Genomic DNA, 25574 nt, shown 5'->3' on the forward strand with positions numbered 1-25574 from the left:
GCAGCAGGTACTTTACCAGCGTGGCGCTCGGCTCAGGCACGATCATCTGCTCCTCTCAGGGGAATGTAGGGCGCATAACCTGGAACAGGTTATCCGCCGCTCCCTTCAAGGCGGATAACGCTGGCGCGTTATGCGCCCTACGTCAGCGCCGATCCTTCAGCCCTGCGCGCGGTCCCGCGCGGCGCAGGCAAGACTTCCTGACTGGCCCGTCAGCCCTTAAACTGGTCGGCTTCCCGCCAATTTCTTTCGCCAAGGAAAGCCGTGACCAGCCTCACCCAGCCCGTCTCCCGCGGACGGCGCACCGCCACCGAACTCAAGGAACTGCTGACCCTCGCAGCGCCCATCATGATCGCCCAGCTGGCCACTACCGCCATGGGCTTCGTCGATGCGGTGATGGCCGGCAGCGTCGGCCCGCGTGACCTCGCGGCTGTGGCGCTGGGCAACTCGATCTGGATTCCGGTGTTCCTGCTGATGACCGGCACCCTGCTCGCCACCACTGCCAAGGTGGCCCAGCGCTATGGTTCCGGCGATCAGGCCGGGACCGGCCCGTTGGTGCGCCAGGCTCTGTGGCTGGCCCTGCTGGTCGGCCCGCTGGCGGGCGCGACACTGTGGCTGCTCTCCGAGCCGGTACTGCGGGCGATGAAGGTCGAGGAAGCGCTGATCGAGCCCAGTTGCTTCTACCTGCGTGGTATCGCCTGCGGCCTGCCGGCGGTGGCCCTGTACCACGTGCTGCGCTGCTACAGCGACGGCCTGGGGCGCACCCGGCCAAGCATGGTGCTGGGCATCTGCGGGCTGATGCTGAACATCCCGATCAACTACGTGCTGATCTACGGCCACCTCGGCTTCCCGGCCCTTGGCGGCCCCGGCTGCGGCTGGGCAACCGGCTCGGTGATGTGGTTCATGCTGCTGGGCATGCTGTTCTGGGTGAACTGGGCCAAGGTCTACCAGCCGAGCCAGTTGTTCAGCCACTGGGAACTGCCGCAGCCGAAGGTGATCGGCAGCCTGGTGGCGGTGGGCCTGCCCATCGGCATCGCGGTATTCGCCGAATCCAGCATCTTCTCGGTGATCGCCCTGCTGATCGGCGAGCTCGGCGAGAAGGTTGTCGCCGGGCACCAGGTGGCGCTGAACTTCAGCGCGCTGGTATTCATGATCCCCTACTCGCTGGCCATGGCCGTGACGGTGCGCGTCGGCCAGTCGCTGGGCGCCGGCGCCCCGCGCGATGCGCGCTTCGCCGCCGGCGTGGGCATGGGCGCGGCGTTGGCGTACGCCTGCATCTCCGCCAGCGGCATGCTGCTGATGCGCGAGCACATCGCCGGGCTCTACACCCAGGACCCGGAAGTGCTGGCCCTGGCCGCTACGCTGCTGGTGTTCTCGGCGCTGTTCCAGTTCTCCGATGCTGTGCAGGTCACCGCCGCCGGCGCCCTGCGCGGCTACCAGGACACCCGCGCGACCATGATCATGACCCTGTTCGCCTACTGGGGCATCGGCCTGCCGGTGGGCTACAGCCTTGGCCTGGCCCACTGGCTGCAGGAACCCACCGGCCCGCGCGGCCTGTGGGAAGGCCTGATCGTCGGCCTGACCTGTGCAGCGGTGATGCTGTGCATCCGCCTGTCGCGCAGCGCCAAGCGGCAGATCGTGCTGAACGAGAGGCGCGTGGCGGGATAGCGCTGGAGATGTAAAAAGCCGCCCTTGGGCGGCTTTTTCGTTTGGGGTCCTGCAGGAAAAACACTGCCTAGGATGGCGTGGAGCGCAGCGATACCCATCAATCCCGTGCGCGGACAGCATGGGTATCGCTGCGCTCCACCCATCCTACCAACAGGCTCGCCGGATACCTTCTGAGGAGCCGTCAGTCAGTCACCAGCGCCGGCTTCGGCCGGCTGCTCAGCGTCGTCCCAACAGAGGCCACGATGATGGCGCAGATGGCGAGCCACTGGTGCGAGGTCAGTTGCTCACCGAGGAAGAACAAGCCGGACAACGCACCGAACGCGGGCTCGATGCTCATCAGGGTGCCGAAAGTGCGTGCAGGCAAACGGGTGAGCGCAACCATTTCCAGGGTGTAGGGCAAGGCGCTGGAGAGGATCGCCACGCCCAGCAGCGCCGGGAACAGGCTGACATCGAACAGCGCCATGCCGCTGTGCGCGAGGCCGATTGGCGCTACGCAGATCGCCGCAATAGTGATGCCCAGCGCCGCGCCCTGGGCGCCCAGGTCATTGCCGGCGCGCTGGCCGAAGATGATGTAGAGCCCCCAGCAGACCCCCGCTCCCAACGCCAGCGCGGCGCCCTTGGGGTCGATGCCGTTGCCGAAGTCGGCGATCGGCAGTAGCAGGCCAAGACCGACCACCGCGATGGCGATCCACAGGAAGTCGATGGGTTTGCGCGAGTAGAACAGCGCCACCGCCAGCGGCCCGGTGAACTCCAGGGCAACGGCGACACCCAGCGGGATGGTCTGCAGCGCCATATAGAAAGTCAGGTTCATCAGGCCCAGCGTCACGCCATAGATGAACAGCGGCTTGAGCGGCTTGCCGCGCAGGGAGGTTCGCCACGGCCGCAGGATAGCCAGCAGGAGGATGGCGGCGAAGACCAGGCGCATGGAGGTCACGCCTTCCGCGCCGAGCACCGGGAACAGGCTCTTGGCGACGGACGCACCGGTCTGGATCGAGGCCATCGACACGATCAGGATGAGGATGGGAAAGACAGTGGAAAGAAAGCGAGAGCGAGGCATGATGCGGACCTGAACAGGCGTTGCAACGGTGGGAAAATCTTGATTGACTGTTATGCGCAACATAATGCGCAAAAAGGCCAGAATGAGCAATATACTGCCCACCCCTTCTGAACGTCCCAGCGTGCTGGTCCACGTCGCCGATAACGTGAAGACGCACCGTCGTAGCGCCGGCCTCAGCCAGGACGCGCTGGCCAAGGCCTCGGGCGTCAGCCGGCGGATGCTGGTCGGCATCGAGGGAGGCGACAACAACGTCAGCCTCGCGACCCTCGACCGCATCGCCGCCGCGCTGCACGTGACCTTCGCCGACCTGGTACGCCCACCGGCTACCGGCGGCCTGACCCGCGTAGACGCCGTAGCCTGGGGCGGCCAGCAGCCCGACAGCCGCGGCACCCTCCTTGCCAGCACACCCGCCACGCGCCAAGCCGAACTCTGGCACTGGGCACTCGCCCCCGGCGACCGCTACAACGCCGAGCCCGACGCCGAAGGCTGGTACGACATGGCCTATGTCATCGAGGGCCGGCTGACCATTGTCCTCGCCGAGGAGACGGTGGAAGTCGAGGCCGGTGGGTTTCATGTATTCAAGAGCAACCAGCCGTTTTCCTACCAGAACCTTGGGGATGTGCTGGTGCGGTTTGTGCGGAACGTTGTGAATTGAATCCTTTACAGCTGCGCCTCCCAGGGCTCATCACAGGCATAGGCTGCTCCTGCAGGTCGACTCCAGCGTTTGCGGCGGCGCGTAGGAGCGGACTTTGTCCGCGATAGATTCACCGCCGCGCCCAGCCGAACAGGGAGCTGGGCGGAATCATCGCGGACAGAGTCCGCTCCTACGAAAGCGAGCACTCCGCTGCTTTGGCTTTGGCTTTGGCTTTGGCTTTGGCTTTGGCTTTGGCTTTGGCTTTGGCTTTGGCTTTGGCTTTGGCTTTGGCTTTGGCTTTGCAGATTTCCAGCGAAATGTCCGAACACGCCGAATGCCCCGTTCAGGAGGCCTCGTTGAAGCGGAGTTTCAGGGGTTGAGCGACATGGATGTCGCGAGAGCCGCGATGGGCCAGGGACGGCCCTTCGCAGCGTGCCCCTGAAACTTCGTTGCAACGAGGGAATTTTTCGCCTAAGCGAAAAACCGGATGTCCGGGGCAAGCCTTCTTGGTTACTTCTTTGGCGTTTGAAAGAAGTGACTCGCCCGAGGGGGCGAAACCCAATACATCCGAACACGCAAATGCGGCGCAGAAACACCCAACTCCAAAAAAAAGGCCCGCAACAAGCGGGCCTTCCTCGCTCAAACCAAGCGTCAGCTGCTTTGAGGCATCTCGCCCCGCGCCAACCGCGCATTGATATCGGCAATCACCGCCGGCAGTTCGGCGATGGTGTCGATCAGATAGTGCGGCCGCGAGCCTTCGAACATCTGGCCGATGCGGCGGCGTTCCTGCTCCAGCTTCTGGGCCGGTAGCGCCTTGTACTGCTCATAGGTCAGGCCCAGGGCGTTGCCCGAGCAGGTCAGCGCCACAGTCCACATGCCGGCGCTGCGGCCTTCGAGGATGCCCGGCCAGGTGTCGTCGACCTTCACGCAGGCCGCGACATCGTTGATGCCCAGAGCGATCACGTTGGCCAGCGCCTGTGCCGGGTGCGGGCGGCCGTTCGGTACCTCGTCGGTGGCGACCACGTGGTCGGCGACGTAGCCGTTGGTCTTGGCCAGCGCCACGACCTTCTCCATCACCACCGCCGGGTAGCCGGAGCAGGAGCCGATCTTCAGCCCGCCCTTGCGCAGGGTGGCGATGGCTTCCAGCGCGCCGGGAATCAGCGCCGAGTGCTCGGCGATCTTCTCGATCTGCAGCGGCATGAAGCGCTCGTAGATGGCGGTGACGTCATCGTCGCTCGGCACGCGGCCGAACTTGGCCTTGTAGCGCTCGGCGATGGCCGGGATGTCGCACAGAGTACGGATGTGGTCCCACTTGCCCATGCCCATCGGGCCGCGGGCTTCTTCCAGGCTGACCTGCACGCCGAACTCGGCGAAGGCCTCGACGAAGATCTGGGTCGGCGCGAAGGAGCCGAAATCGACCACGGTGCCAGCCCAGTCGAGGATGGCGGCTTGCAGTTGCTTGGGTTGTTCGTAGTTCATGGCATTCAATCCTGTGGGAATTCGGGCGGGCGTCAGATTTCGAAGACTTCCATTTCCTTCAGCGTCTCGGCGATGGCCGCGACGGCGGCGCGCATGCCGCTGGCGTCGACCTGGCCTATGCAGCCGACGCGGAAGGTTTCCACCTGGGTCAGCTTGCCCGGGTAGAGGATGAAACCCTTCTCGCGCACCCGGCCGTAGAACTCGGTGAAGTTGTAACGGCTATCGCGCGGCGCGTGGAAGGTGACGATGATCGGCGCCTGGATCTCGGCCGGCAGGAAGCTGCGCAAACCCAACCTGGCCATCTCGCTGAGCAGAGTCTGGCAATTGTTTGCGTAACGCTGATGACGGGCGGCAAGGCCACCCTCCTCCTCGTACTGGGTCAGCGCTTCGTGCAGCGCGGCGACCACGTGGGTCGGCGGAGTGAAGCGCCACTGGCCGGTCTTGGCCATGTAGGCCTGCTGGTCCTGCAAGTCCATGGACAGCGAATGGCAGTTGCCGGCACTGGCGTTCAGTGCGGTGCTGCGGGCGAAGACGAAGCCCATCCCCGGCACACCTTCCAGACACTTGCCGGAGGCGGCGATCAGTGCATCGAAGGGCACCTGGCGGGCGTCGATATCGAGGGCGCCGAAGGAGCTCATGGCGTCGATGATCAGGCGCTTGCCGTGGGATTCGATGACCTTGGCGATGTCCTGCAGCGGGTTGAGGATGCCGGTGCTGGTCTCGCAATGGATCAGCGCGACGTGGGTGACGCTGGGGTCTTCAGTGAGCAGGCGATCGACGTCGGCGGCGGTGGTCGGCACGTCTTCTTCGGTTTCGAAGGTGCTGAACTCGCGGCCGATCACCTGGCAGATTTTCGCCAGGCGCTTGCCGTAGGCGCCGTTGATCAGCACCAGCACCTTGCCATCACGCGGCACCAGGGTGCCCACGGCGGCCTCGACGGAGAAGGTGCCGCTGCCCTGCAGGGGCACGCAGGTGTGGGTCGCCTCGCCGTGGATGATCGCCAGCAGGCGCTTGCACACATCGGCGGTCAGCTCGTTGAAGTCGGCGTCCCACGAACCCCAGTCGACCATCATGGCGCGACGGGTGCGGGGGGACGTGGTCAGCGGACCGGGAGTCAGCAGGATGGGGGCTCGCTCGGCAGTGCTCATGCTCGATTCCTCTTTCGTGGGAACGTCGTCAGGGCTGAATTCGGTTGGGCCGGGCGGGTTCGCTGCGGCCTGGGCATAACTTGCCGGCCGGGCTGATATCGTTCAAATTGTTTATCACGATGCACTGCATAAGCCGGACATATACCTCATGAATCTCTTCCAGCTCCGCGCCTTCGACGCCGTCGCCCGCGAACGCAGCTTCACCCGCGCCGCCGAGCGCCTGTTCATCAGCCAGCCGGCCGTGACCGGGCACGTGAAGGCGCTGGAGGAGCACTACCAGGTCAACCTGTTCCGCCGCACCGCGCGAGGCGTGGAACTGACAGAAGATGGCGTACGACTGTCGGCCATCAGCCGCACGCTGTTCGCCCTGGAGGAGGAAGCCGAGGCCATGCTCGACGCCAGCCGCGAGCTGGTGACCGGGCGTATAGAGGTAGCCGCCGACGGCCCGCATCTGGTCATGCCGATGCTCGCCCGGCTGCGCGCGTCCTACCCCGGCATCACCGTCAACCTGCGTCTGGGCAACGCCCAGGAAACTCTGGCCGCGCTGCTCGATGAACACGTCGATATCGCCGTGCTGACCGAAGTGGAGCCGCGCGCCGGGCTGTTCCTGCGCGAGCTGGTGGAGTCGCGCATCTGCGCTCTGGTGCCGGCCAGCCATGCGTGGGCCGGGTATGTCGGCGAACTGCCGCTGGCCGAACTGGACCAGCAGATCATGGTGCTGCGCGAGCCCGACTCCATCACTCGCCGTACCTTCGATGCAGCCTGTTCGGCCCAGTCCGTGGCGCCGCGCGTGCTGCTGGAGCTGGACAGCCGCGAGGCGGTGACCGAGGCGGTCGCGGCGGAACTGGGGGTGGGCATCGTGTCGTCGATGGAAGTCAGCCCGGACCCACGGGTGAAGGCTATTCCCCTGAGCGGCGAGGGCCTGATGAATCGACACGCCATCGGTTGCCTGGAGCGCCGCCGGGGATTGCGGGTGGTGAGTGCGTTTCTAGAGTTGGCGGAAGCCTGATGTGAGGTTCGGCAGGATGCGGTTCGCGAGCAAGCTCGCTCCTACAGTCCGTGCATACGCTGGAGCGCTCTTCGTAGGAGCGAGCTTGCTCGCGAACCACCGCCTTACTTCGACGGTAAATCTTCCTTCACCAGATCGAGAAACGTCGCCACGATTCGCCGGGTGCTCTGCTCACGCAGGCACACCAGGGTCTCGCTCATGTGTCGCTCGCAATCGACGATCGGCAACGCCTGGACGCGGTTGTCCGAACCGAATTCCGCCGCCGACACCACCCCCACGCCAATGCCCGCCACGACTGCCTCGCGGGCGGCCTCGCGGCCCTCGACCTCGATCGCCGCGCGCATGCGCAAACCGGCGCGGCGCATTTCCTCCTCCAGCGTCTGGCGGGTGACCGAGCCGTGCTCGCGCAGCACCAACGGCGCGTCGTCGAGGTCGGCCAGATGGATCGACTCGCGGCCTGCCCAGGGGTGGCCGCTGGCGACGAAGGCGACTATGGGGTCGCGGCGCAGGGTGAAGGACACCAGGCGTTCGTCCTCCACCGCACGCCCGAGCAGCGCCAGGTCGGCGCGATAGCCGAACAAAGCCTGCAGGGACTCGTCGGTGTTGCCCGTCTCGATGCGTACGCGAATGCCGGGGTGGCGCTGGCAGAACAGCGCCACCTGTGGCAGCAGGTGAACTGCCGCGTCCACAGCCAGCACCAGGCTGCCGGTCTGCAGCGCGCTGGACTCCTGCAACAGCTCCTGGGCCTCGGCCTCGATCACGAACAATCGCTGGGTCACCGCCAGCAGGCGTTCACCCAGTTCCGTCAGCCGTACCGAGCGCTTGTTGCGATGGAACAGCAGCACGCCGTATCGCTCTTCCAGCTTGCGAACCTGGTCGGAAACGGCCGGCTGGGTGAGGAACAGGCGCTCCGCGGCGCGAGTGAAGCTGCCGTGCACGGCGACGGCATGGAAGGCTTTGAGCTGGGCGTGGGAAACGGACATTCAGGCATTCCTCGCAAGCGGCGATCTGACCGCTTTCCCGCCAATCGACGGAAAGCGACTACAGGGTCATACGACCAGGACGCGAAGGTCGCACAGCAACGCACTTAAAAGGAAAACTTATTTTTAAAATTTGATAAATCGATTTCAGTTATTTATTCGGAATTGTTTCTATCGCTTCACCGCCGCTTCCCACGAGTTTTTCGGCGGTATGCAGAACAGCCTCCGTGCTTCTGACCCGCGCCGCCTCGGCGACGCGCAGTGCTCATGCTCCTAGAACAACAAGAAAAAGAAAGGCGTTACCTCAACGACTGCCGGCACAGCACACACAACAAGAATGAGGTCAGATCATGCTCAACCCTCACGGCAACGCAGCATCGCGCTCGCCCTTCGCATCGATCCAACGCTGGCGCTGGCAGATCTTCGCCATCACCTGGCTGGCCTACGCGGCCTTCTACTTCACTCGCAAGGCTTTCTCGGTGGCCAAGCTGGGCATCGGCGAGGACCCTACCTTCCACCTCGACAAGGCCATGATGGCCAACCTCGACGCCACCTACCTCGCGGCCTACGCCGTGGGCCAGTTCACCTGGGGGGTGCTTGCCGACCGCTTCGGCCCACGGGTGGTGGTGCTCGGCGGCCTGGTGATTTCTGCCGGTGCAGCCATCGTCATGGGCACCTGGGCGACCCTGCCGGTGTTCGCCACCTGCATGGTCATCCAGGGCCTGGCGCAGTCCACCGGCTGGTCAGGGCTGTGCAAGAACATCGGCAGCTTCTTCGCCACCCACGAACGCGGCCGCATCCTCGGCCTGTGGAGCACCTGCTATGCCTTCGGCGGGCTGGTCGCCTCGCCCTTCGCCGGCTGGTGGGCCTATTCGGTATTCGGCACCTGGCATGCGGCCTTCTATTCCAGCGCCGCAGTGGTGGGCGGCGTGGCCGTGCTGTTCCTGCTGCTGCAGCGCAATCGCCCGCAGGACGTCGGCCTGCCTCCGCTGGAAGACGAGCCCGAGGCCGTGCGCTACGCCGGCTTCAAGCCCGAAGGGCAGAACCCCGGCATCAGTGAAACCCTGCGCCTGGTGCTGCGCAATCGCACCGTACTGACCCTGGGCCTGGCTTACTTTCTGCTCAAGCCGGCGCGTTACGCGATCCTGCTGTGGGGCCCGGTGATCGTCTATGAGCGCATGCCCGGACTGGGCAAGGTGGGTGCAGCGATCCTGCCGACCTCGTTCGAGATCGCCGGCCTGCTCGGGCCGATCCTGATCGGCCTGGCCTCGGACAAGATCTTCGGCGCACGGCGCATGCCGGCCTGCGTGATAAGCCTGATCGCCCTCACCGCCTGCCTGGCACTGTTCGTACCGGCCATGCAGACCGGCAGCAGCCTGCTGGTATTCGCCCTGCTGTTCATGATGGGCCTGACCCTGTACGGACCGGACTCGATGATCAGCGGCTCGGCCGCCATCGACTTCGGTACCGGCAAGGCCGCCGCCACCGCCGCCGGTTTCGTCAATGGTTGCGGCTCGGTCGGCGCGATCCTTGGCGGCCTGCTGCCCGGCTACTTCGACACCTACAGCGTGTTCATCGGCTTCACCGTCGCCGCGCTGGTCTCCGCCGCCATTCTGCTGCCGCACTGGAACAGCCTGCCGGAGGGCGCCGCGTCCTCGGCCGCACGCGTCCCGAACCGCTCCGTGAAGGTTCGCATGGCGCGCTCCTGAAGTCCCCGCACAAGGATGTGCCTCCACCTCCGCTACAGGTAGACCCCATGAACATCGAACGCTTCGGCGTGGTGAAACGCCGCGCCGAAATGGTCCTGCACGACCACACGCTCTACATCGGCGGCCAGGTCGCCAGCGATACCGCCGCCGGCATCGAAGGTCAGACACGGGAAATTCTCCACGGCATCGAGCAACTGCTGCACAGCGTCGGCGCCGACCGCACCCACCTGCTGTCGGTGCGCATCCTGCTGGCCGATCGCGCGGACTACGCCGGGCTGAACGCCGTGTGGGACGACTTCTTCCCGCTCGGCCATGCCCCGACCCGCGCCTGCACCCTGGCGCAGCTGATCGACCCCGCCTGGCGCGTGGAGATGATTGCCACCGCCGCCCTGCCCGACCAATGACCACGGAGAACGCCATGCGCCCCTTCTGGCTCGAACAGGCCCTGCTGAGCGATAACGAGCGCGCCGCCGCGCTCGAAGGCGAGACCCGCGCCGACGTCTGCATCGTCGGTGGCGGCTACACCGGTCTGTGGACCGCCATCCTGCTCAAGGAGCAGAATCCGGAACTCGACATTGTCATCGTCGAGGCCGACCTCTGCGGTGCCGGTGCCAGTGGGCGCAATGGCGGCTGCGCGCTGTCCTGGTCGGCGAAGTTCTTCACCCTGGAACGCCTGTTCGGGCTGGCCGAGGCGATCCGCCTGGTGCGCGAGTCGGAGCGGAGCATCCACGCCATCGGCGAATTCTGCGAGCGCTACGGCGTGGATGCCGACTATCGCCTGGACGGCACCCTCTACACCGCCACCAACGCCGCGCAGGTGGGCTCCACCGACAGTGTGATCGCCGCGCTGGAGAAGCACGGCATCAACTCCTTCAGCAAGCGCCCGCTGGAAGACGTGCAGCGCATGGCCGGTTCGAGCAAGCACCTGGAAGGCTGGTTCTCCCCGGCTGCCGCCAGCGTGCAGCCGGGCAAGCTGGTGCGCGGCCTGCGCCGGGTGGCGCTGCAATTGGGCGTGCGGCTTTACGAAGGGACGCCAATGACCGGCCTGGACCACGGCCAACCCGCCACCGTCCACACCGCGCAAGGCTCGGTCAGCGCTGACCGCGTGGTGCTGGCGATGAACGCCTGGATGGCCCGCGCCTTCCCGCAGTTCGAGCGCAGCGTGGCGATCGTTTCCAGCGACATGGTCATCACCGAACCCCGCCCGGACCTGCTGCGGGAAATCGGCCTGACCTCCGGCGTCACCGTGCTGGATTCGCGCATCTTCGTGCACTACTACCACAACACCCCGGACGGCCGGATCATGCTCGGCAAGGGCGGCAACACCTTCGCCTACGGCGGCCGCATGCTGCCGGTGTTCGATCGCCCCTCGCCCTACCTGGGGCTGCTGCGCGAGAGCCTGACAGAGTTCTTCCCGGCCTTCGCCGAAGTCCCCATCGCAGCGAGCTGGAACGGTCCCTCGGACCGCTCGGTGACCGGGCTGCCGTTCTTCGGCCAGTTGGGCGACACGGGCAACGTGTTCTACGGCTTCGGCTACTCCGGCAGCGGCGTCGGGCCGTGCCACATGGGCGGGCAGATTCTCAGTTCGCTGGTCCTGGGGCTGGACAACGAGTGGACCCGCTCGCCGCTCACGCAAGGTCCGCTGGGCTTCTTCCCGCCCGAGCCGATCCGCTACGTCGGTTCGCTGATGGTGCGCAACGCCATCCGCCGCAAGGAGTACGCCGAGGACCGCGGCCAGCGCCCACGCCGCCTGGATGTGCGCCTGGCGCGCTTCGCTGCCGCCGCAGGCAAGGCCGACAAGGCCTGACGACTTCCCCTCATCTGCCGGCTGAGGGAATGGGCGAGGCGCCCCGTGCGCCTCGCCCTTTTTTCATGGGGCCGAGCAACCCGGAACCACGCTTGGGCTTGTGCCGCGCGTCACAGCTGAATAACATTGATTATCATTTGAAAATTATTCCTGCTGGACGCCCTTGTGAGCACTTCCAACCTCGACGCGGTCTTCCTGGCCCAGCGCCTGCCATTGCTGCGCACGCTCGTACGGATGGTGAAGAACCCGAGCATCGCCGAAGACCTGGTGCAGGAAACCTACCTGCGTGTCGCCCGCACCCTGCTCGAACGCCGCATCGATCACCTGGAACCCTTCCTCTTCCAGACCGGCCGCAACCTTGCCCTGGACCACCTGCGCCATCTGCGCATGCAGTCGCGGACCATGCTCGAGGACGTGCCTTTCGATATCGTGCAGGCCGTGCCGGCGCCGGGATCCAGCGCCGAGGACCAGCTCCACGCGGAGAAACTCCTGGAGCACCTGGGCGCCACGCTCGAACAGCTCAGCGAACGCCAGCAACGCATCTTCATCCTCAGCCGCCTGCACGGCTGCGGCTATGCGGAAATCGCCGAGCAGCTGGGCGTCTCGCCCAGCACGGTGCAGAAGGAACTGAAACTGATCATGGCGATCTGTGTCGGACTGGTCAGCCGCCTCGAGGAAACGGTATGACGGACTACCGTTCGCCGGCCGATTCGACAACAATGCGCGGCTCACCCTCCCAGGACCGCCCCGAGGATCGCCCCTTGCCCCACGCCGCGCCCCCCGCAGACCCGCAGCAGATGGCCGAAGCCCTCGACTGGCTGATCCTCGAAGACGACATGGACGCCGCCACCCGTGCGCGCTTCGAGGCCTGGCTCGCTGCCAGCGAAAGCAATGCGCAGGCGTACCAGCGCGTACGCGCTGCCTGGCAGTCGCCGCTGCTGCCGGTCGCCGCCGCGCGCCTGGAACGCAGGCAGGTGCAGGACAAGGTTCGCCCGCTGCGTAGCAATCGGCGTTTCCTGAAGCCCCTGGCAAGCGCAGCCGCGTTGATGCTCACCATCGGTGTCGTGGTACAGGGCGACCTGCTGACACGGCTGCGGGCGGACCATCTCACCGCTATCGGCGAACGCCAGAAGGTCCAGTTGGCCGATGGCTCCAACGTGCTGCTCAATACCGACACGGCGCTCTCCAGCAAGGTCGACGACCAGCAACGGGTCGCCCGCCTCTACCGCGGCGAAGCCTTCTTCGACGTTGCCCATGACCGCAGCCGCCCGTTCGAGGTGGAGGCCGGGCCGGTGCAGGTCACGGTGCGCGGTACCGCGTTCGCCGTGCGCTACCTGGGCAATGAGGCGGAGGTCAGCGTGCAGCGCGGCGAAGTAGACCTGCGCACGCGCCTGGACGATGCCCGCGTCAGCCTCGGCGCCGGCGACAGCATCCGCGTCGGGCCGCAAGGATTCGGCGAGCGCCAGCACGGCGCGGAAGCCGAATCCCAGCTCGCCTGGGTCAAGGGCCGCATGGTGTTCGAGAACTGCCCCATGAGCCAGGTACTGGCCGAGTTGCGCCGCTACTACCCCGGCTGGATCGTCAACACCAACGAGCGCCTGGACAACGTCAGCGTCACCGGCAACTGGCGCCTGGACGACCCGCTGGGCGTGGCGCGCTCGCTGGCGCAGATCACCTCCGCCGAGCTGCACGAATACCCGAAACTGCTGATCCTCAACTGATTCCCCTCCTGCACGGAAATATTTTTACGCGATTCGAAAGGCTCGTTCGTTAAGTCAGAAGCCAATGCAATAGATTCGCATTTACGAATGCGAACAAAGACTGACTAAGAGAGCCCTTCGATGACCATTGCTTCTTCGCGTGCCCCACTGCGCCGGCTGTCCGCGCCGGCCAGCATCTCGCTGCTCGCCCTGTCCATCGGACTCGCCAGCCTGCCGGCCACTTCCGCCATCGCCGCCGAAGCCAGCCAGACCCAGGCCGGCTACAGCTTCGACATCGCCCGCCAGCCCCTGCCGCAGGCGCTGAATGCCTTCAGCGCGGTGACCGGCTGGCAGGTGGGCATGGCTGGCGACCTGGCTGAGGGCGTGGAATCTCCGGGCGTCAACGGCCGCCTGCCGGCGGAGCGCGCACTGAAGACCCTGCTCGGCGGCACCGGCCTGACCGTCCGCCAGCTCGGCCCGCGTAATGTGGTGCTGGAGCGCAACCTCTCCTCCGTCTCCGAGATGCAGCCGCTCACCGTCACCGCCACCCGCCAGGCGCAGAGCGTCACCTCGGTACCGTCCACGGTGAACGTCGTGGGCCGCGAGGAGCTGGACCGCAAGAACGTCAACAACATCAAGGAACTGGTGCGCGACATGCCCGGCGTCTCCGTCGGCGGCACCGGCAACCGTGCCGGCATCACCGGCTATAACATCCGCGGCATCGACGGCGACCGCGTGCTGACGCAGATCGACGGCGTCGAGATCCCCAATAGCTTCTTCAACGGGCCCTACGCGCAGACCGAGCGCAACTATGTCGACCCGGAAATCATCAAGCGCGTGGAAGTGCTGCGCGGCCCTGCCTCGGCCCTGTACGGCAGCAACGCCATCGGCGGCGCGGTGAGCTACTTCACCCTCGACCCGGACGACATCATCAAGGACGGCAAGGACGTCGGCGCGCGCCTGAAGACCGGCTACAGCTCCGCCGATGACAGCTGGCTGACCTCCGCCACCGTCGCCGGCCGCCTCGATACCTTCGACGGCCTGCTGCACCTGAGCCAGCGCAACGGCCACGAGACCGAGTCCTACGGCAGCACCGGCGGCACCGGCCTGTCGCGCACCGAAGCCAACCCCGAAGACGTGCGTACCACTAACGTGCTGGCCAAGCTGGGCTGGAACTACGCCGAAGGCAGCCGCTTCGGCCTGGTCTACGAGAAGTACAAGGACGACGTCGATACCGACCAGAAAAGCGCCTACGGCGGCCCGTACTTCAACGGCGCGCCGACCATTCCCGATTCCGTGCTGCCCGGCGGCATGTACCAATGGCGTACCGGCAACGACACCATCACCCGCGAGCGCTATGGCCTGGAACACCAGATGCTGCTGGACAGCGCCGTGGCCGATCACCTGAAGTGGACCTTCAACTACCAGATCGCCAAGACCGACCAGAGCACCGACGAGTTCTACTACCCCATCACCCGCCAGGTGCTGCGTACCCGCGAGACCCAGTACAAGGAACGCCAGTGGGTGCTCGACCTGCAGATGGACAAGGCCTTCGCCCTGGGCGACACCGACCACCTGCTGACCTACGGCACCACCCTCAAGCGGCAGAAAGTCACCGGCTACCGCGAAGGCGGCGCCACCTGCCTGGCCGTCAGCCGCACCTGCCCCACCATCGGTGGCCCGAGCACCGTGGCCAGCGACCAACTGGCGCGCAGCAGCGACTTTCCCGATCCGACCATCGACACCTACGCGCTCTTCGCCCAGGACGAAATCCGCTGGAACGACTGGACCTTCCTGCCCGGCCTGCGCTACGACCACACCCGCCTGAAGCCCCACGTCACCGACGAGTTCCTCAACACCGTCGACCAGAGCGGCGATGGCGAAGTGAGCAGCGAAAGCAAGACCTGGCACCAGCTCTCGCCCAAGCTCGGCGTGACCTATTCGTTCAACGACAACTACCTGTGGTACGGCCAGTACGCCCAGGGCTTCCGCACCCCGACCGCCAAGGCGCTCTACGGCCGCTTCGACAACCCCACCACCGGCTATCGCGTGGAGCCCAACCCGGACCTGGACCCGGAACGCAGCCAGAGCTACGAGACCGGCCTGCGCGGCAACTTCGAGGAAGGCTCGTTCGACGTGGCGGTCTTCTATAACAAGTACCGCGACTTCATCAACGAAGACGCCATCACCCCCGGCTACGACGAACCGACCTTCACCAGCAACAACATCAAGCACGCCATCATCAAGGGCGTGGAAGTGAAGGGCCGCCTGGAGCTGGGCGCTTTCGGCGCACCGCAGGGTCTCTACACCAAGGGCTCGGTGGCCTATGCCTACGGTCGCAACAAGGACACCGGCGAGCCGATCAACAGCGTCAACCCGCTCACCGGCGTGTTCGGCCTGGGCTACGACGAACAGGCTGGCCGCTACGGCGCGCTGCTCGACTGGACCCTGGTCAAGCGCAAGAACCGCGTGGACGACAGCCAGTTCAACGCCCCCGACGGCACCAGCAGCCAGTTCAAGACGCCGGGCTTCGGCATCCTCGACCTGACCGGCTACTACAAGCTGACCGACGACCTGACCCTCAACGCCGGCCTGTACAACCTCACCGACAAGAAGTACTGGCTGTGGGATGACGTGCGCGGCTACGACGGCGTTGGCGAAGCGGCGGTGCTGGCCCCGGCCAACCTCGACCGCCTGACCCAGCCGGGCCGCAACTTCGCGATCAACCTGGTGTGGGATATCTGATCGACAGTGAATCGCAGGCACGGTCGTCAAGGTGATCTCCGCGGCCTGCGATGTTCGCGAGCAAGCTCGCTCCTACATATTTTGACGCTCTTCGTAGGAGCGAGCTTGCTCGCGAACCTGCCTCGCTCCGGCATCACCCATTGAACACACGACAATCTTTACGCTTTCCAAACGCTGATTCGTCTCGTCTACAAAGCCCTGTAATTTCAAGGAATTGGACATGACCACCGTGGAACTTCCCGCCCTGCGCTCGCAGCGCCTGAACGCCCTGACCCACGCCCCCCACGAGCGCCTCGACCACGCCGTGAAGGCCCGCGAGCCCTTCTCCAGCCGTGAGCGCTTCGCCCGCTTCGTGGTCGCCCAGTACCTGTTCCAGTCCGAGCTGCAGGCCCTGTACCAGGACGCCGAGCTGGGCAAGATCTTCCCCGACCTGCCGCAGCGCTGCCGCGCCGATCAGGCCCGCCTGGACCTGGCCGACCTGGACACCGAAGTCCCCGCTCCGGTTGCCGGCGCCGTCGACAAGCCGAGCCTGGCCCACGCGCTGGGCTGGCTGTTCGTCTCCGAAGGTTCCAAGCTGGGCGCCGCGTTCCTGATCAAGCGTGTTGCCGCGATGGGCCTGGACGAGAACACCGGCGCACGCCACCTGGGCGAGCCCGAAGGCGGTCGCGCTGAAGGCTGGAAGCGCTTCACCCGCACCCTCGACGCCCTGGAGCTCAGCGAAGCCGAGGAACGTGAAGCCGAAGCCGGTGCCATCGCCGCCTTCGAGCGCTTCGCCCATCTGCTGCAACACAGCTATGACAGTGCACCCGCCGCCGTCTGAGGCCATCGAGCGCGCGCCCGTCGCAGGAGCGCGCGCCACGCCTTTCGGCCCGGCACGCTCGCGCCTGGCGCGGTTCGCCTTCGCGCTGCTCGCCTACACCAGCCTGGGCGTGGGCATGGTGGGGCTGGTGGTGCCGGGGCTGCCGACCACCGAGTTCGTGCTATTGGCCGCCTGGGCTGCCTCGAAGAGTTCACCGCGGCTGTCCGCCTGGCTGGAAAACCACCGGCTGTTCGGCCCGATCCTGCACAACTGGCGCAATGGCCGCGCCGTCGCCCGCCGCGCCAAGATAAGTGCCAGCCTGGCAATGCTCGCCGCCCTGGCGATCATGCTGATCACCCTGCCCCACGGCATCTGGCTGTACGCCGTGATCCTCGGTATGGCGGTTGGCAATCTGTGGATCTGGTCGCGCCAGGATACACCCAGGCCGTAGCCAGCCCGCGTCCCCGGAATTATGCTGGAAATCCGATCCCGCATTCTGTCCACGAGCCATGAACCAGCCCACCAGTAAAGTCGACGCCGTCCTCGCCGAAGCCCAACGCCGCCGCGAAACCAGCTACCGCGAAAAAGCCCTGAAGATGTACCCCTGGATCTGCGGCCGCTGCGCCCGCGAGTTCAGCGGCGTGCGCCTGCGCGAACTGACCGTTCACCACCGCGATCACAACCACGACAACAATCCCGAAGACGGCTCCAACTGGGAGCTGCTGTGCCTGTTCTGCCACGACAACGAACACCAGCGGCAGGTCGATCTGCATTACCAGAACAGCAACGACGCGGGGGCCAAGGGGCCGAAGGTCACGCACAAGGGACTGGCCGGGCTGGCCGACCTGCTGAAGAAGAAGGACGACGGGCAGGCGTGAATCCCACGCCGCCACTGTAGGAGCGGACTCTGTCCGCGATGTCTTCCCCCAGCTCCCAGGTCAATCAGAGCGATGGTGACGCGATCGCGGACGAAGTCCGCTCCTACGCCACCTGCCACCATTTGGCATGCACTTGTAGGAGCGAGCTTGCTCGCGAACAACCCTCGCTGCGGAGCCGGTTCGCGAGCAAGAACCAGGCGTCTCCCTCGCTCCAACAAAAGCAGAATCAGCGCAGGCCGGCGACGATCTCCAGCGAACGCAGGCGCAGTTCGTGATCGTAGATGTCGCTGGTGAAGATGATCTCGTCCACGCCGGTCTGCTCCAGCAGGATTTCCAGGCGGCTGCGTACCTTCTCCGGACCACCGATCACCGCCAGCCCGAAGAAGTTGCCGACAGCATCCTGCTCATGGGGAAGCCACAGCCCGGCCATGCTCGGCACTGGCGGCTTCTGCTTCAGGCTGTCGCCACGGATCAGCGCCAGCACACGCTGGAAGGCAGTGGTCGCCAGGTACTCGGCTTCCTCGTCAGTCGGCGCCGCCACCAGCGGCACACCGATCATGGCGTACGGCTTGTCGAGCACCGCCGAAGGCTGGAAGTTCTCGCGGTAGATGCGCAGAGCGTCGTGCAGGTAGCGCGGTGCGAAGTGCGAGGCAAAGGCGTAGGGCAAACCCTTTTGCGCAGCAAGATGTGCGCTGAACAGACTGGAGCCCAGCAGCCAGATCGGCACGTTGGTGCCCTCCCCCGGAATCGCCAGCAGCGACTGCTGCGAGCGACGCGGGCCGAGGAGCATTTCCAGTTCGGCAACCTGTTCGGGGAAGTCGGCACCGTCACCCAGGCGGTCACGGCGCAGCGCGCGCATGGTCGCCTGGTCGGCACCGGGTGCGCGGCCCAAGCCCAGGTCGATGCGGCCCGGATACAGCGTTTCCAGGGTACCGAAGTTCTCCGCCACCACCAGCGGCGGATGGTTGGGCAGCATCACGCCGCCGGAGCCGACGCGGATGCGCTCGGTCTTGCCGGCGATGTGACCGATCAGCACGGCAGTGGCCGAACTGGCGATGCCGTCCATGTTGTGGTGCTCCGCCAACCAGTAGCGGGTAAAGCCCAGACGCTCGACGTGCCGGGCAACTTCGACGGCGTTTTTCAGCGCCTCGGCAGCGGTGCCCTGGTCGCGCACGGGGACCAGGTCGAGCATGGAGAAGGCAGTTTCTGACAGGGACTTCATAGGCACTCCGATTCGGGTCGCGCAGGCACCGGAACGCAGCGCCGCGGACATGACTTTGACGGTGACTCTATCGATGCACTCCTCGCCTGACCACTTGTCGGGATCGATAGTGCTCATGCCGGCGAGTGATAAAGGCGCGCAGGCGCGTTGCCATCACCTGTTCACGAGACAGTCACCGCGCTGTCATGCCGGACAGCCAGAATGCCCTGGCGCTGAAGGACCAGCGCCCCATCTACACGGGCATCCGCCGCCAATCCTCCCCAGGCAACGGCGAATCCTGTGGCCTACGAAGCAAAAAGCCCGCATCCGTGCGGGCTTTTTGCTTTGTCATCGCCAGAAACGTCAGTCGCGGTTCTTCACCATTTCGAAGAGTTTCAGGCGATCGCTGATTTCCTGCAGGGTGTGGCGGAACGGGTCGTGCTGCTCGCTGTGGGCCGGGTCGACGAAGTTCCAGACGATCACCTGGCTGGAAGTCGGCAGCTCGTCGCCCTCGTCGCTGGACTTGTCGCACAGGTCGATCAGGTAATCGAAATGCTGGCCACGGAACTCGTCGATGGACTTGCTGCGCAGGCCTTCGGTGGAAATCCCCGCGTGTTCCAGCACGCTGCGCGCACGGGGATCGATGGCGGTCGGATGGATACCCGCGCTGAAAGCTTCGAAGTGTTCGCCGTCGGTGTGCCGCAGCAGCGCTTCTGCCATCGGCGAGCGGGCGTCGTTGGCGACGCAGACGAACAGGACTCGGCGTTTCTCGGACATCTTTACCTCGGCACGGGAGATCGGCTTTGCGCCCCTTATACGTCAGGTTTTATGACAGAGACGTGTCAGTGCCATGAAGGCTCACAGCACGATGTAGTCGCTGCGCTGAACGATGCCGCGGCTCTCGCCCTCCACCAGGTGGACATAGCGCCCGCCGACCTGGTCGACGGCAATGCAGTCGTCGACGTCGATCACCGCATCGGTGTGCGCCTTGTCCCAGCTGCGCGGCATACGGCGTTTGGCACGCGCCTTGGCGTCGGCGGCGTCGCGGGCGGCCACCAGTACGTACTGGTGCGCCTCGCCGAAGCTGCCCAGCTCGTAGCCACCCAGGTTGACGAAGAACAGCCGCTGCTCGCCTGGCGCCGGCATCGCTTCGCTGAATTCGACGCGATAAGCCTCCACCCCATCCACCTCCAGCCAGGAGTCGATGTGCAGGCCTTCCGGGCTGCCGAACCAGGTCTCGCGCAATTGCGCGTAGGTGGATTTCAGGTTGTCGCCAAGGACAAAGGCCACATCGTGAACCTCGATCCGCGCGCGCGGATGGCGTCCCCCCAGCATGACTACGAACAGCATCTCAGACCCTTCCTAGGTTTCAGACTGGCTCTGACAGATTCGTCACACGGCAGGTTCAATCTAATGGCGGATAAATGGCCATCCGCCAGTCATCCCCGTGGGTGTGCAAGCGCTATATAGAAAGTTATATTCTGAACCCTCGTTTCATTGCCCCGATGTTTTCCCATGCCCCAGACCGCGCCCACCCCGACGCGCCGCCGCCAGCGCCCCGCCCTCAGCATCCGTGACCGCAATCGCCAGCGCATCCTGTTGGCCGCTGGCGAGGAATTCGCCGAGAAGGGGTTCACCGCCGCCAAGACCCAGGACATCGCCAGCCGCGCCGACCTGCCCAAGTCCAACGTTTATTACTACTTCCAGAGCAAGGAGAATCTCTACCTGCGCCTGCTGGAGAACGTAGTGGATGCCGTGCTGGAAGCCTCCGCCCTGCTGCGCGAGTGCGACGACCCGGCCTGGGCGCTGCCCGCGCACATCCGTGCGCGCCTGTACATCGCCCGGCAGTGGCCTTACGCGTACAAGGTATTCGCCAGCGAAATGCTCCACGGCGCTCCGCGCCTGCCGCCGGAATGGTTGCAGCGCCTGCGGGCGGAATCGCGTCGCAGCCTGGAGTGCATCGCCGCCTGGATCGACCGTGGTCTGCTCGCCCCGGTGGACCCGCAGCACCTGCTGCTGAGCATCTCCGCCGCCACCCGCACCTACGTCGATTTCGACTGGCAGATCGCGATGATCACCGGCAAGGCGCAGCCGGATGCCGATGACTTCGAAGCGGCAGCCGCGACCATCATCCGCCTCGTCCTGCGTGGCACCGAGCCGGAACCGGCAGCACGCCTGCGGCCCTTGCCGCTCTAGCGAGCGGCAGCGTCTGCACTAAGCTGTGGGTGACCGCGCGGCCTTGCGTCGCGCTCGAACCCGTCCGGGAGACGCCATGAAACCGCTACTGATCGCTCCGTTGTTGCTGATCGCCGTGCAGCCCGCTGTTGCCGCCATCCCCATGCTCAACTACGACTGCCCGAACGATGTCCAGGTCCACACCGACGAGGGCGGGCCGATTTACATCAATGGCAAGGAAGCCAAGGTCAAGCAGAAGAACGACAAGTACCTCGAGGCCAAGGGAGAAGGCGTGACCATCTCCATCAGCCTCAATGACGATGGCAGCGCCACGGTGTCCTACACCGGGCCCAAGGGCGCCAACGGCATCTGCCAACCCGCCGAGGGCGACTGACTCAGTTCTTCGGCGCGCGCCCCAGGCAGCGCTGGTAGCGCTCGTCCACGCGCTGGGCGAACCAGGCGGTGGTGAGCTGGCGGGTAATCTTCGGGCTGTGCAGCGTGATCCCCGGCAGCATCGCCCGCGGCATCGACTTGCCGGCGGAGCGTTCGGCCAGGGCGAAGACCTTGGTGTAGAGCTCCGACTGGGTGAACTCCGGCTTGTCGCCCAACTCCAGGTCGCGGCGGATTTCCCGCTCGCTCATGCCCAGCTTCGGCCCCAGGGTGCGCACCGCCTTCTCGGTACTGCCGGCGTCGTAGCTGCCATAGAGGATCACGTCCCCGTCCAGTGCCAGGGTGATACCGGTGAGGTCCGCGACCACGCGCTGGAACGCCGCGTTGCGGCTGGCATACCAGCCGGCGTTGAAGTCGGCGAAACGGTACAGCTGCCGCGGGTAGTTCACCGGATAGCCCAGCAGGTGGGCGGTACCGAAGTACATGCCGCCTCGGCGGCTGAACACCTCGCGGCGGATGCTGCCGTCCACCGGGTACGGATAGCCTTCGGCATGGGCCTGGGCGAATTCGATGCTGACCTGCATAGGGCCACCGGTATGGACCGGGTTGAAGCGGCCGAACAGTTGCTGGCCCAGCGGTACGCCGCCGATGAAGTCATCGAAGATCGCGCTCAGCTCCCTCTCGGTCTTTGCGCTCGCCAGGCGCTGACTGTAGGTGCGGCCATTCGGCGATTTCAGCGCCAGCGCGGTGTCGATGAGGAAACCCGGCACATGGACCTTGCTCGCACGCCGGTCGATCTCGGCGCGAGCGATCTTGCCCAGCCCCGGCACGGGCGGGTCGGCCTTGAAGTTGGACTCCTGCTCGGTGATCGCCACCACTGAGCAGAGGTTCTCGGTGGTCGCCGGAATACGCTGGGTGGTGAAGGCGACCTGGATGTCCTTCGCCCAGCCCTCGCGGTCAGAAGCGCCAGCGGGAATCAGCCTGACCAGCTTGCCGCGCACCTCCTCCGGGGTCGGCTCCGGCACGCTCGGCGCGCGGCTGCCGCAGCCGGCCAGCGCCAGCAGCGCGGCCGCGCCCAGCAGATGAATGAATTGAGATGAAGGCCTTTTCAGGCTGAGTGAATCTGCCGTCAGGGCAGCCGCAGTCATAGTCCGTTCCTTGCTTGAAGTCCGCCTACAGGACCGGTGCGCAGCGGCACAGGTTCCCCGGCATTGTCAGGCAAGCACGGATTTCAGCGCCAGGCCAGGCGCCGCAGGTTCAGGCTCCAGCCGCGCTGCATGCCGGCGGCGGCCAGCAGGATGGCGATCACGCCCAGCCATTGCAGCGGAGTCAGGCGATGGCCGAAGGCGAACCAGTCGACGAAGATCGCGGCGATCGGATAGATGAACGACAGCGCCCCGGTCAGGGCAGTCGGCAGCTTCTGGATCGCGCCGTAGAGCAGCACATACATGATGCCGGTGTGCACGATGCCCAGGGTCGCCAGGCTGGCCCAGGCCGTGCTCGCCTGGGGCAGCGACGTCAGATTGACCCAGGGTGCCAGCAGGAGAACGCCGGTCACCGCCTGGATCAGCGCGATCAGGTGCGGCGGCACGCCGGTCAGGCGCTTGATGATCAGCGCCGCCACGGCGTACAACGCCGCCGCACCGAGCGCCAGTGCGATCCCGCCCAGGTAGTCGCTGCCCACCTGCCCCGCTTCGCCGTGCGCGCTGACGATGGCCAGCATGCCGAGGAAGGAAATACCCAGCCAGGCGAGTTTTTGCGCCGTCACCTTCTCGCCGAGGAACAACGCGCCGAGCAACACCAGCAGGAATGGCTGCACGTTGTACACGGCCGTGCCGATGGCGATGGAGGCCCGCGAATAAGAGCCGAACAGCAGCACCCAGTTGCCGACGATGGCCGCGCCGCTGAGCAGCGCCAGGCCAAAGGTCGCGCGGGTGAGAATGCCGGGGCGCAGGAAGCCCATGACGGCGCAGATCACCAGCAGGGTGGCGGCGCCGAATACGCAGCGCCAGAACACCACGTCCAGCACCGGTTGCCCGGAGACCACCACCAGCCAGCCGATAGTGCCGCAGATCAGCATGGCGCTGATCATTTCCAGGGTGCCGCGCCTGATTCGTTCGTTCATGGTCCACCTCCACTCGTTGGTGAACAGTATGAACAGGTGGATTCGCGCACTCCATCGCTTGGCGCAGGCAAAGATGGCCGTTCACCTTTACTATCAAGGCAATTCTCCGACTTCACCTTTCGAGATCAAAATGACCGACGATATCGACCAGTTGCTGATCGCCGCGCTGATGGAAGACTCGCGCCTGTCCCTCAAGGCCCTGGCCCAGGCCAGCGGCCTGAGCTCCCCCAGTGTGGCCGAGCGGCTGCGCAAGCTGGAGGAGCGCCAGGTGATCACCGGCTACACGGTGAACGTCGACCCGCGTGCCTTCGGCTACCAGCTGCAGGCCATCGTCCGGGTGCGCCCGCTGCCGGGAAAATTGCAGGAGGTGGAGAAGCAGATCCTGGCGATCCCGGAGTTCACCGAGTGCGACAAGGTCACCGGGGAGGATTGCTTCTACGCACGGATGTGCGTGCGCTCCATGGAGCAGCTGGACGAGATCCTGGATCACCTCAATGGCTTCGCCGAGACCAATACGGCCATCGTCAAGAAGAGCCCGGTGAAGCGCCGGTTGCCGCCGATGGCGTGACGGTTCGCGAGCAAGCTCGCTCCTACAAAGAGCGCGCTGGCCTGACCTGTAGGAGCGAGCTTGCTCGCGAACCATCGGCAGTCAAATGAAAAAGGCCCCTTGCGGGGCCTTTGTCGTTTGCGCGCTTAGCGCGATGCCTTGCGGCGCAGCGCCGAGGGACTGAAGTTGGAGTCGTCCGGGGCCGGCTGGCTGAAGTCGGCGGTGCCAGGCTCCTCGTTATCCAGCCACTGGATGCTGTAGCGGTGGGCCTGGAGGTCATGGAAGGTGTCCAGGGCGGTCCACACCATCGGCTGCTCGTAGAAGCTCTTCAGGTAGGCCAGCGACACGCGCCACAGCTCGCCGCGGCCGTCGTACTGGTCCACCACGGCGGCGCCCCAGCTGTCCTCGTCGAGGTAGAGAGTGCGACGCGAGTAGATGTGCCGCGCGCCGGGCTTCAGCTTGCCGTCCACTACCCACACGCGGTGCAGTTCGTAGCGGGTGTACTTGGGATTGACGTGGCCCGGGGTGAGCAGGTCCTTGTACTTAACCTCCGGGCTGGTGATCTGGTAGTTGTTGTAGGGGATGTAGATTTCCTTCTTGCCCACCAGGGTCCAGTCGTAGCGGTCCGGCGCGCCGTTGTACATGTCGGTGTCGTCGGCGGTGCGCAGGCCATCGGAGTCTTCGATGGGGGTGTCGTAGGCCAGCGTCGGAGCACGGCGCACGCGGCGCTGGCCGGGGTTGTAGCCCCATGCCTGACGCGGCTCCTTGACCTGGTCGAGGGTCTCCTGGACCAGTGCGCCGTTACCGGCCAGGCGAGCCGGGGCGGTGGTGAAGGTCATGTAGTAGAACATGGTGTTGCCGAGCTTCTCGAAGTTCCCCTTGGGGTCGTAGAAGCGGAACAGTGCCTCGTCCTGCGAGGTCACCAGCGCGTACGCGCCATTGCGCTGCACACCGGCCTGGGAAGAACGCCGCACGATGTAGGTGCCACGGTAGCGGGCAATGTGGTTCCACACCGCTTCCACGCCGCTCTGCGGAATCGGGAACGGCACGCCGCCGTACGCGTCAGAGAAGCCGTTGCCGCCCTCCACCAGCTTGGCGCTGGTGGCGTTCTTGTAGATGTTGTCGTAGATCCACTGCGGCGCCGAGCCAGTGCGGTGGGTCTCGTAGACCGGCATCTGGTAGGTGTCCGGGTAGGCGTTGAACAGCGCAATCTGCCCCGCGGTCAGGTTGGCCTTGTACTGGTCGAGGTTGGCCTTGGTGATAACGAACTTGGGCTTCTCGCCGGCGAACGGGTCGACGTGGTGCGCGCCCGGCCCCTTGTAGCCGGCGGGTGCCGAGGTCAGGCCGCCGCTCCAGGCGGGAATGCTGCCGGCGGCGTTGCCGGCCTTCTCCGCGCCCATGGGCGTCAGGCTGCTCTTCAGCTGGGCGGCCTGGTCGGCCGAGACGGCAGCACGCGCATCGGTGACGGCGAGGGCCGTCAGCGTGGCAAGGACGATCAGGGAACTCTTCTTGTACATGGTTCTCTC

At 65.6% G+C, this 25574-nt stretch carries 25 protein-coding genes; 15 read left to right on the top strand and 10 right to left on the bottom strand.

Annotated elements, in window-relative coordinates; translation table 11 throughout:
• The first annotated feature begins 261 nt into the window (after window positions 1–261).
• On the top strand, window positions 262–1665 hold the full coding sequence (locus G4G71_RS18125; protein WP_169939410.1) for an MATE family efflux transporter: 1404 nt from the start codon (window positions 262–264) through the stop codon (window positions 1663–1665).
• Window positions 1666–1846: 181 nt separating this feature from the next.
• Here the strand turns inward: G4G71_RS18125 and rhtA are convergent, their stop codons facing one another.
• Window positions 1847–2722 (bottom strand): threonine/homoserine exporter RhtA, encoded by an 876-nt coding sequence (rhtA, locus tag G4G71_RS18130; RefSeq protein ID WP_169939411.1) that lies wholly within the window; start codon window positions 2720–2722, stop codon window positions 1847–1849.
• Window positions 2723–2774: 52 nt separating this feature from the next.
• Between rhtA and G4G71_RS18135 the strand changes: the two genes are divergently transcribed.
• The gene (locus G4G71_RS18135; RefSeq protein WP_169939412.1) at window positions 2775–3377 is read left to right on the top strand and encodes a helix-turn-helix domain-containing protein; all 603 of its coding nucleotides are present in this window, start codon (window positions 2775–2777) and stop codon (window positions 3375–3377) included.
• Window positions 3378–4007: 630 nt separating this feature from the next.
• Here the strand turns inward: G4G71_RS18135 and phnX are convergent.
• Window positions 4008–4835: a phosphonoacetaldehyde hydrolase gene (phnX, locus tag G4G71_RS18140; RefSeq protein ID WP_169939413.1), complete on the bottom strand. Its 828-nt coding sequence runs from the start codon at window positions 4833–4835 to the stop codon at window positions 4008–4010.
• A 32-nt stretch (window positions 4836–4867) separates the two neighbouring features.
• Window positions 4868–5983: a 2-aminoethylphosphonate--pyruvate transaminase gene (locus G4G71_RS18145; RefSeq protein ID WP_169939414.1), complete on the bottom strand. Its 1116-nt coding sequence runs from the start codon at window positions 5981–5983 to the stop codon at window positions 4868–4870.
• Window positions 5984–6131: 148 nt separating this feature from the next.
• On the opposite strand from G4G71_RS18145, the gene G4G71_RS18150 reads away from it, so the two are divergent.
• Window positions 6132–6992 carry a LysR substrate-binding domain-containing protein gene (locus tag G4G71_RS18150; RefSeq protein WP_054909549.1) on the top strand — a complete coding sequence of 287 codons (861 nt, stop codon included), beginning with the start codon at window positions 6132–6134 and terminating at the stop codon, window positions 6990–6992.
• A gap of 104 nt (window positions 6993–7096) precedes the next feature.
• On the opposite strand, the gene G4G71_RS18155 is transcribed toward G4G71_RS18150, so the two are convergent.
• The gene (locus tag G4G71_RS18155; protein ID WP_169939415.1) at window positions 7097–7975 is read right to left on the bottom strand and encodes a LysR substrate-binding domain-containing protein; all 879 of its coding nucleotides are present in this window, start codon (window positions 7973–7975) and stop codon (window positions 7097–7099) included.
• Window positions 7976–8322: 347 nt separating this feature from the next.
• On the opposite strand from G4G71_RS18155, the gene G4G71_RS18160 reads away from it, so the two are divergent.
• The 9 genes from G4G71_RS18160 to G4G71_RS18200 all read left to right on the top strand — a co-directional run bounded on the left by G4G71_RS18160 (window position 8323) and on the right by G4G71_RS18200 (window position 17610).
• Window positions 8323–9681 (top strand): MFS transporter, encoded by a 1359-nt coding sequence (locus G4G71_RS18160; protein ID WP_169939416.1) that lies wholly within the window; start codon window positions 8323–8325, stop codon window positions 9679–9681.
• A gap of 47 nt (window positions 9682–9728) precedes the next feature.
• Window positions 9729–10085, top strand: a complete 357-nt coding sequence (locus tag G4G71_RS18165) for a RidA family protein (RefSeq protein WP_169939417.1) — start codon at window positions 9729–9731, stop codon at window positions 10083–10085.
• A 14-nt stretch (window positions 10086–10099) separates the two neighbouring features.
• On the top strand, window positions 10100–11488 hold the full coding sequence (locus tag G4G71_RS18170) for an FAD-dependent oxidoreductase (protein WP_169939418.1): 1389 nt from the start codon (window positions 10100–10102) through the stop codon (window positions 11486–11488).
• A 165-nt stretch (window positions 11489–11653) separates the two neighbouring features.
• Window positions 11654–12175: an RNA polymerase sigma factor gene (locus tag G4G71_RS18175; RefSeq protein WP_169939419.1), complete on the top strand. Its 522-nt coding sequence runs from the start codon at window positions 11654–11656 to the stop codon at window positions 12173–12175.
• A 110-nt stretch (window positions 12176–12285) separates the two neighbouring features.
• Window positions 12286–13209 (top strand): FecR family protein, encoded by a 924-nt coding sequence (locus G4G71_RS18180; protein WP_169942722.1) that lies wholly within the window; start codon window positions 12286–12288, stop codon window positions 13207–13209.
• 120 nt (window positions 13210–13329) lie between these two features.
• Window positions 13330–15933: a TonB-dependent receptor gene (locus G4G71_RS18185; protein WP_169939420.1), complete on the top strand. Its 2604-nt coding sequence runs from the start codon at window positions 13330–13332 to the stop codon at window positions 15931–15933.
• Between the two features lie 220 nt (window positions 15934–16153).
• Window positions 16154–16753, top strand: coding sequence for a biliverdin-producing heme oxygenase (locus G4G71_RS18190; RefSeq protein WP_024762386.1), 600 nt, complete (start codon window positions 16154–16156; stop codon window positions 16751–16753).
• On the top strand, window positions 16734–17183 hold the full coding sequence (locus G4G71_RS18195; RefSeq protein ID WP_240964962.1) for a YbaN family protein: 450 nt from the start codon (window positions 16734–16736) through the stop codon (window positions 17181–17183). Before G4G71_RS18190 ends, G4G71_RS18195 begins: the two co-directional genes overlap by 20 nt.
• Before the next feature lie 58 nt (window positions 17184–17241).
• Window positions 17242–17610: a YajD family HNH nuclease gene (locus G4G71_RS18200; protein ID WP_045207929.1), complete on the top strand. Its 369-nt coding sequence runs from the start codon at window positions 17242–17244 to the stop codon at window positions 17608–17610.
• 226 nt (window positions 17611–17836) lie between these two features.
• Here G4G71_RS18200 and G4G71_RS18205 read toward each other — a convergent pair whose 3' ends face one another.
• From G4G71_RS18205 to G4G71_RS18215, 3 genes are all read right to left on the bottom strand, one after another.
• Window positions 17837–18832, bottom strand: a complete 996-nt coding sequence (locus G4G71_RS18205; protein WP_169939421.1) for an LLM class flavin-dependent oxidoreductase — start codon at window positions 18830–18832, stop codon at window positions 17837–17839.
• Between the two features lie 342 nt (window positions 18833–19174).
• A complete protein-coding gene (locus G4G71_RS18210; protein WP_169887762.1) occupies window positions 19175–19588 on the bottom strand; it encodes an arsenate reductase ArsC in 414 nt (137 codons plus the stop codon).
• Between the two features lie 81 nt (window positions 19589–19669).
• Window positions 19670–20161, bottom strand: coding sequence for a DUF1543 domain-containing protein (locus tag G4G71_RS18215; protein ID WP_169939422.1), 492 nt, complete (start codon window positions 20159–20161; stop codon window positions 19670–19672).
• Window positions 20162–20326: 165 nt separating this feature from the next.
• Between G4G71_RS18215 and G4G71_RS18220 the strand changes: the two genes are divergently transcribed.
• Together G4G71_RS18220 and G4G71_RS18225 are read left to right on the top strand one after the other, a co-directional pair.
• The gene (locus G4G71_RS18220) at window positions 20327–21007 is read left to right on the top strand and encodes a TetR/AcrR family transcriptional regulator (protein WP_169939423.1); all 681 of its coding nucleotides are present in this window, start codon (window positions 20327–20329) and stop codon (window positions 21005–21007) included.
• Window positions 21008–21083: 76 nt separating this feature from the next.
• Complete coding sequence (locus G4G71_RS18225; protein ID WP_169939424.1) at window positions 21084–21380, top strand: hypothetical protein; 297 nt, start codon at window positions 21084–21086, stop codon at window positions 21378–21380.
• A 1-nt stretch (window position 21381) separates the two neighbouring features.
• Here G4G71_RS18225 and G4G71_RS18230 read toward each other — a convergent pair whose 3' ends face one another.
• Together G4G71_RS18230 and G4G71_RS18235 are read right to left on the bottom strand one after the other, a co-directional pair.
• Window positions 21382–22455 (bottom strand): DUF1615 domain-containing protein, encoded by a 1074-nt coding sequence (locus G4G71_RS18230; protein WP_240964963.1) that lies wholly within the window; start codon window positions 22453–22455, stop codon window positions 21382–21384.
• 152 nt (window positions 22456–22607) lie between these two features.
• Window positions 22608–23501, bottom strand: coding sequence for a DMT family transporter (locus G4G71_RS18235; protein WP_169939425.1), 894 nt, complete (start codon window positions 23499–23501; stop codon window positions 22608–22610).
• Window positions 23502–23631: 130 nt separating this feature from the next.
• Here G4G71_RS18235 and G4G71_RS18240 point away from each other — a divergent pair, with 130 nt between their 5' ends.
• Window positions 23632–24069 (top strand): Lrp/AsnC family transcriptional regulator, encoded by a 438-nt coding sequence (locus G4G71_RS18240; RefSeq protein ID WP_045207948.1) that lies wholly within the window; start codon window positions 23632–23634, stop codon window positions 24067–24069.
• Window positions 24070–24194: 125 nt separating this feature from the next.
• Here G4G71_RS18240 and G4G71_RS18245 read toward each other — a convergent pair whose 3' ends face one another.
• Complete coding sequence (locus G4G71_RS18245; RefSeq protein ID WP_169939426.1) at window positions 24195–25565, bottom strand: DUF1329 domain-containing protein; 1371 nt, start codon at window positions 25563–25565, stop codon at window positions 24195–24197.
• Between the last annotated feature and the right edge of the window lie 9 nt (window positions 25566–25574).

Origin of the sequence: Pseudomonas multiresinivorans, assembly GCF_012971725.1 — a bacterium.
GTDB classification, from domain to species: domain Bacteria; phylum Pseudomonadota; class Gammaproteobacteria; order Pseudomonadales; family Pseudomonadaceae; genus Pseudomonas; species Pseudomonas multiresinivorans.

Bases quoted from the DNA above. Each gene is read 5' to 3' on its own strand.
- G4G71_RS18205 (WP_169939421.1), bottom strand. From the start codon at position 18,832: ATGAAGTCCCTGTCAGAAACTGCCTTCTCCATGCTCGACCTGGTCCCC.
- G4G71_RS18185 (WP_169939420.1), top strand. From the start codon at position 13,330: ATGACCATTGCTTCTTCGCGTGCCCCACTGCGCCGGCTGTCCGCGCCG.
- G4G71_RS18150 (WP_054909549.1), top strand. From the start codon at position 6,132: ATGAATCTCTTCCAGCTCCGCGCCTTCGACGCCGTCGCCCGCGAACGC.
- G4G71_RS18145 (WP_169939414.1), bottom strand. From the start codon at position 5,983: ATGAGCACTGCCGAGCGAGCCCCCATCCTGCTGACTCCCGGTCCGCTG.
- G4G71_RS18240 (WP_045207948.1), top strand. From the start codon at position 23,632: ATGACCGACGATATCGACCAGTTGCTGATCGCCGCGCTGATGGAAGAC.
- G4G71_RS18180 (WP_169942722.1), top strand. From the start codon at position 12,286: ATGGCCGAAGCCCTCGACTGGCTGATCCTCGAAGACGACATGGACGCC.
- G4G71_RS18210 (WP_169887762.1), bottom strand. From the start codon at position 19,588: ATGTCCGAGAAACGCCGAGTCCTGTTCGTCTGCGTCGCCAACGACGCC.
- phnX (WP_169939413.1), bottom strand. From the start codon at position 4,835: ATGAACTACGAACAACCCAAGCAACTGCAAGCCGCCATCCTCGACTGG.
- G4G71_RS18235 (WP_169939425.1), bottom strand. From the start codon at position 23,501: ATGAACGAACGAATCAGGCGCGGCACCCTGGAAATGATCAGCGCCATG.
- G4G71_RS18200 (WP_045207929.1), top strand. From the start codon at position 17,242: ATGAACCAGCCCACCAGTAAAGTCGACGCCGTCCTCGCCGAAGCCCAA.
- G4G71_RS18190 (WP_024762386.1), top strand. From the start codon at position 16,154: ATGACCACCGTGGAACTTCCCGCCCTGCGCTCGCAGCGCCTGAACGCC.
- G4G71_RS18225 (WP_169939424.1), top strand. From the start codon at position 21,084: ATGAAACCGCTACTGATCGCTCCGTTGTTGCTGATCGCCGTGCAGCCC.
- G4G71_RS18135 (WP_169939412.1), top strand. From the start codon at position 2,775: ATGCGCAACATAATGCGCAAAAAGGCCAGAATGAGCAATATACTGCCC.
- G4G71_RS18170 (WP_169939418.1), top strand. From the start codon at position 10,100: ATGCGCCCCTTCTGGCTCGAACAGGCCCTGCTGAGCGATAACGAGCGC.
- G4G71_RS18220 (WP_169939423.1), top strand. From the start codon at position 20,327: ATGCCCCAGACCGCGCCCACCCCGACGCGCCGCCGCCAGCGCCCCGCC.
- rhtA (WP_169939411.1), bottom strand. From the start codon at position 2,722: ATGCCTCGCTCTCGCTTTCTTTCCACTGTCTTTCCCATCCTCATCCTG.
- G4G71_RS18245 (WP_169939426.1), bottom strand. From the start codon at position 25,565: ATGTACAAGAAGAGTTCCCTGATCGTCCTTGCCACGCTGACGGCCCTC.
- G4G71_RS18160 (WP_169939416.1), top strand. From the start codon at position 8,323: ATGCTCAACCCTCACGGCAACGCAGCATCGCGCTCGCCCTTCGCATCG.
- G4G71_RS18215 (WP_169939422.1), bottom strand. From the start codon at position 20,161: ATGCTGTTCGTAGTCATGCTGGGGGGACGCCATCCGCGCGCGCGGATC.
- G4G71_RS18155 (WP_169939415.1), bottom strand. From the start codon at position 7,975: ATGTCCGTTTCCCACGCCCAGCTCAAAGCCTTCCATGCCGTCGCCGTG.
- G4G71_RS18165 (WP_169939417.1), top strand. From the start codon at position 9,729: ATGAACATCGAACGCTTCGGCGTGGTGAAACGCCGCGCCGAAATGGTC.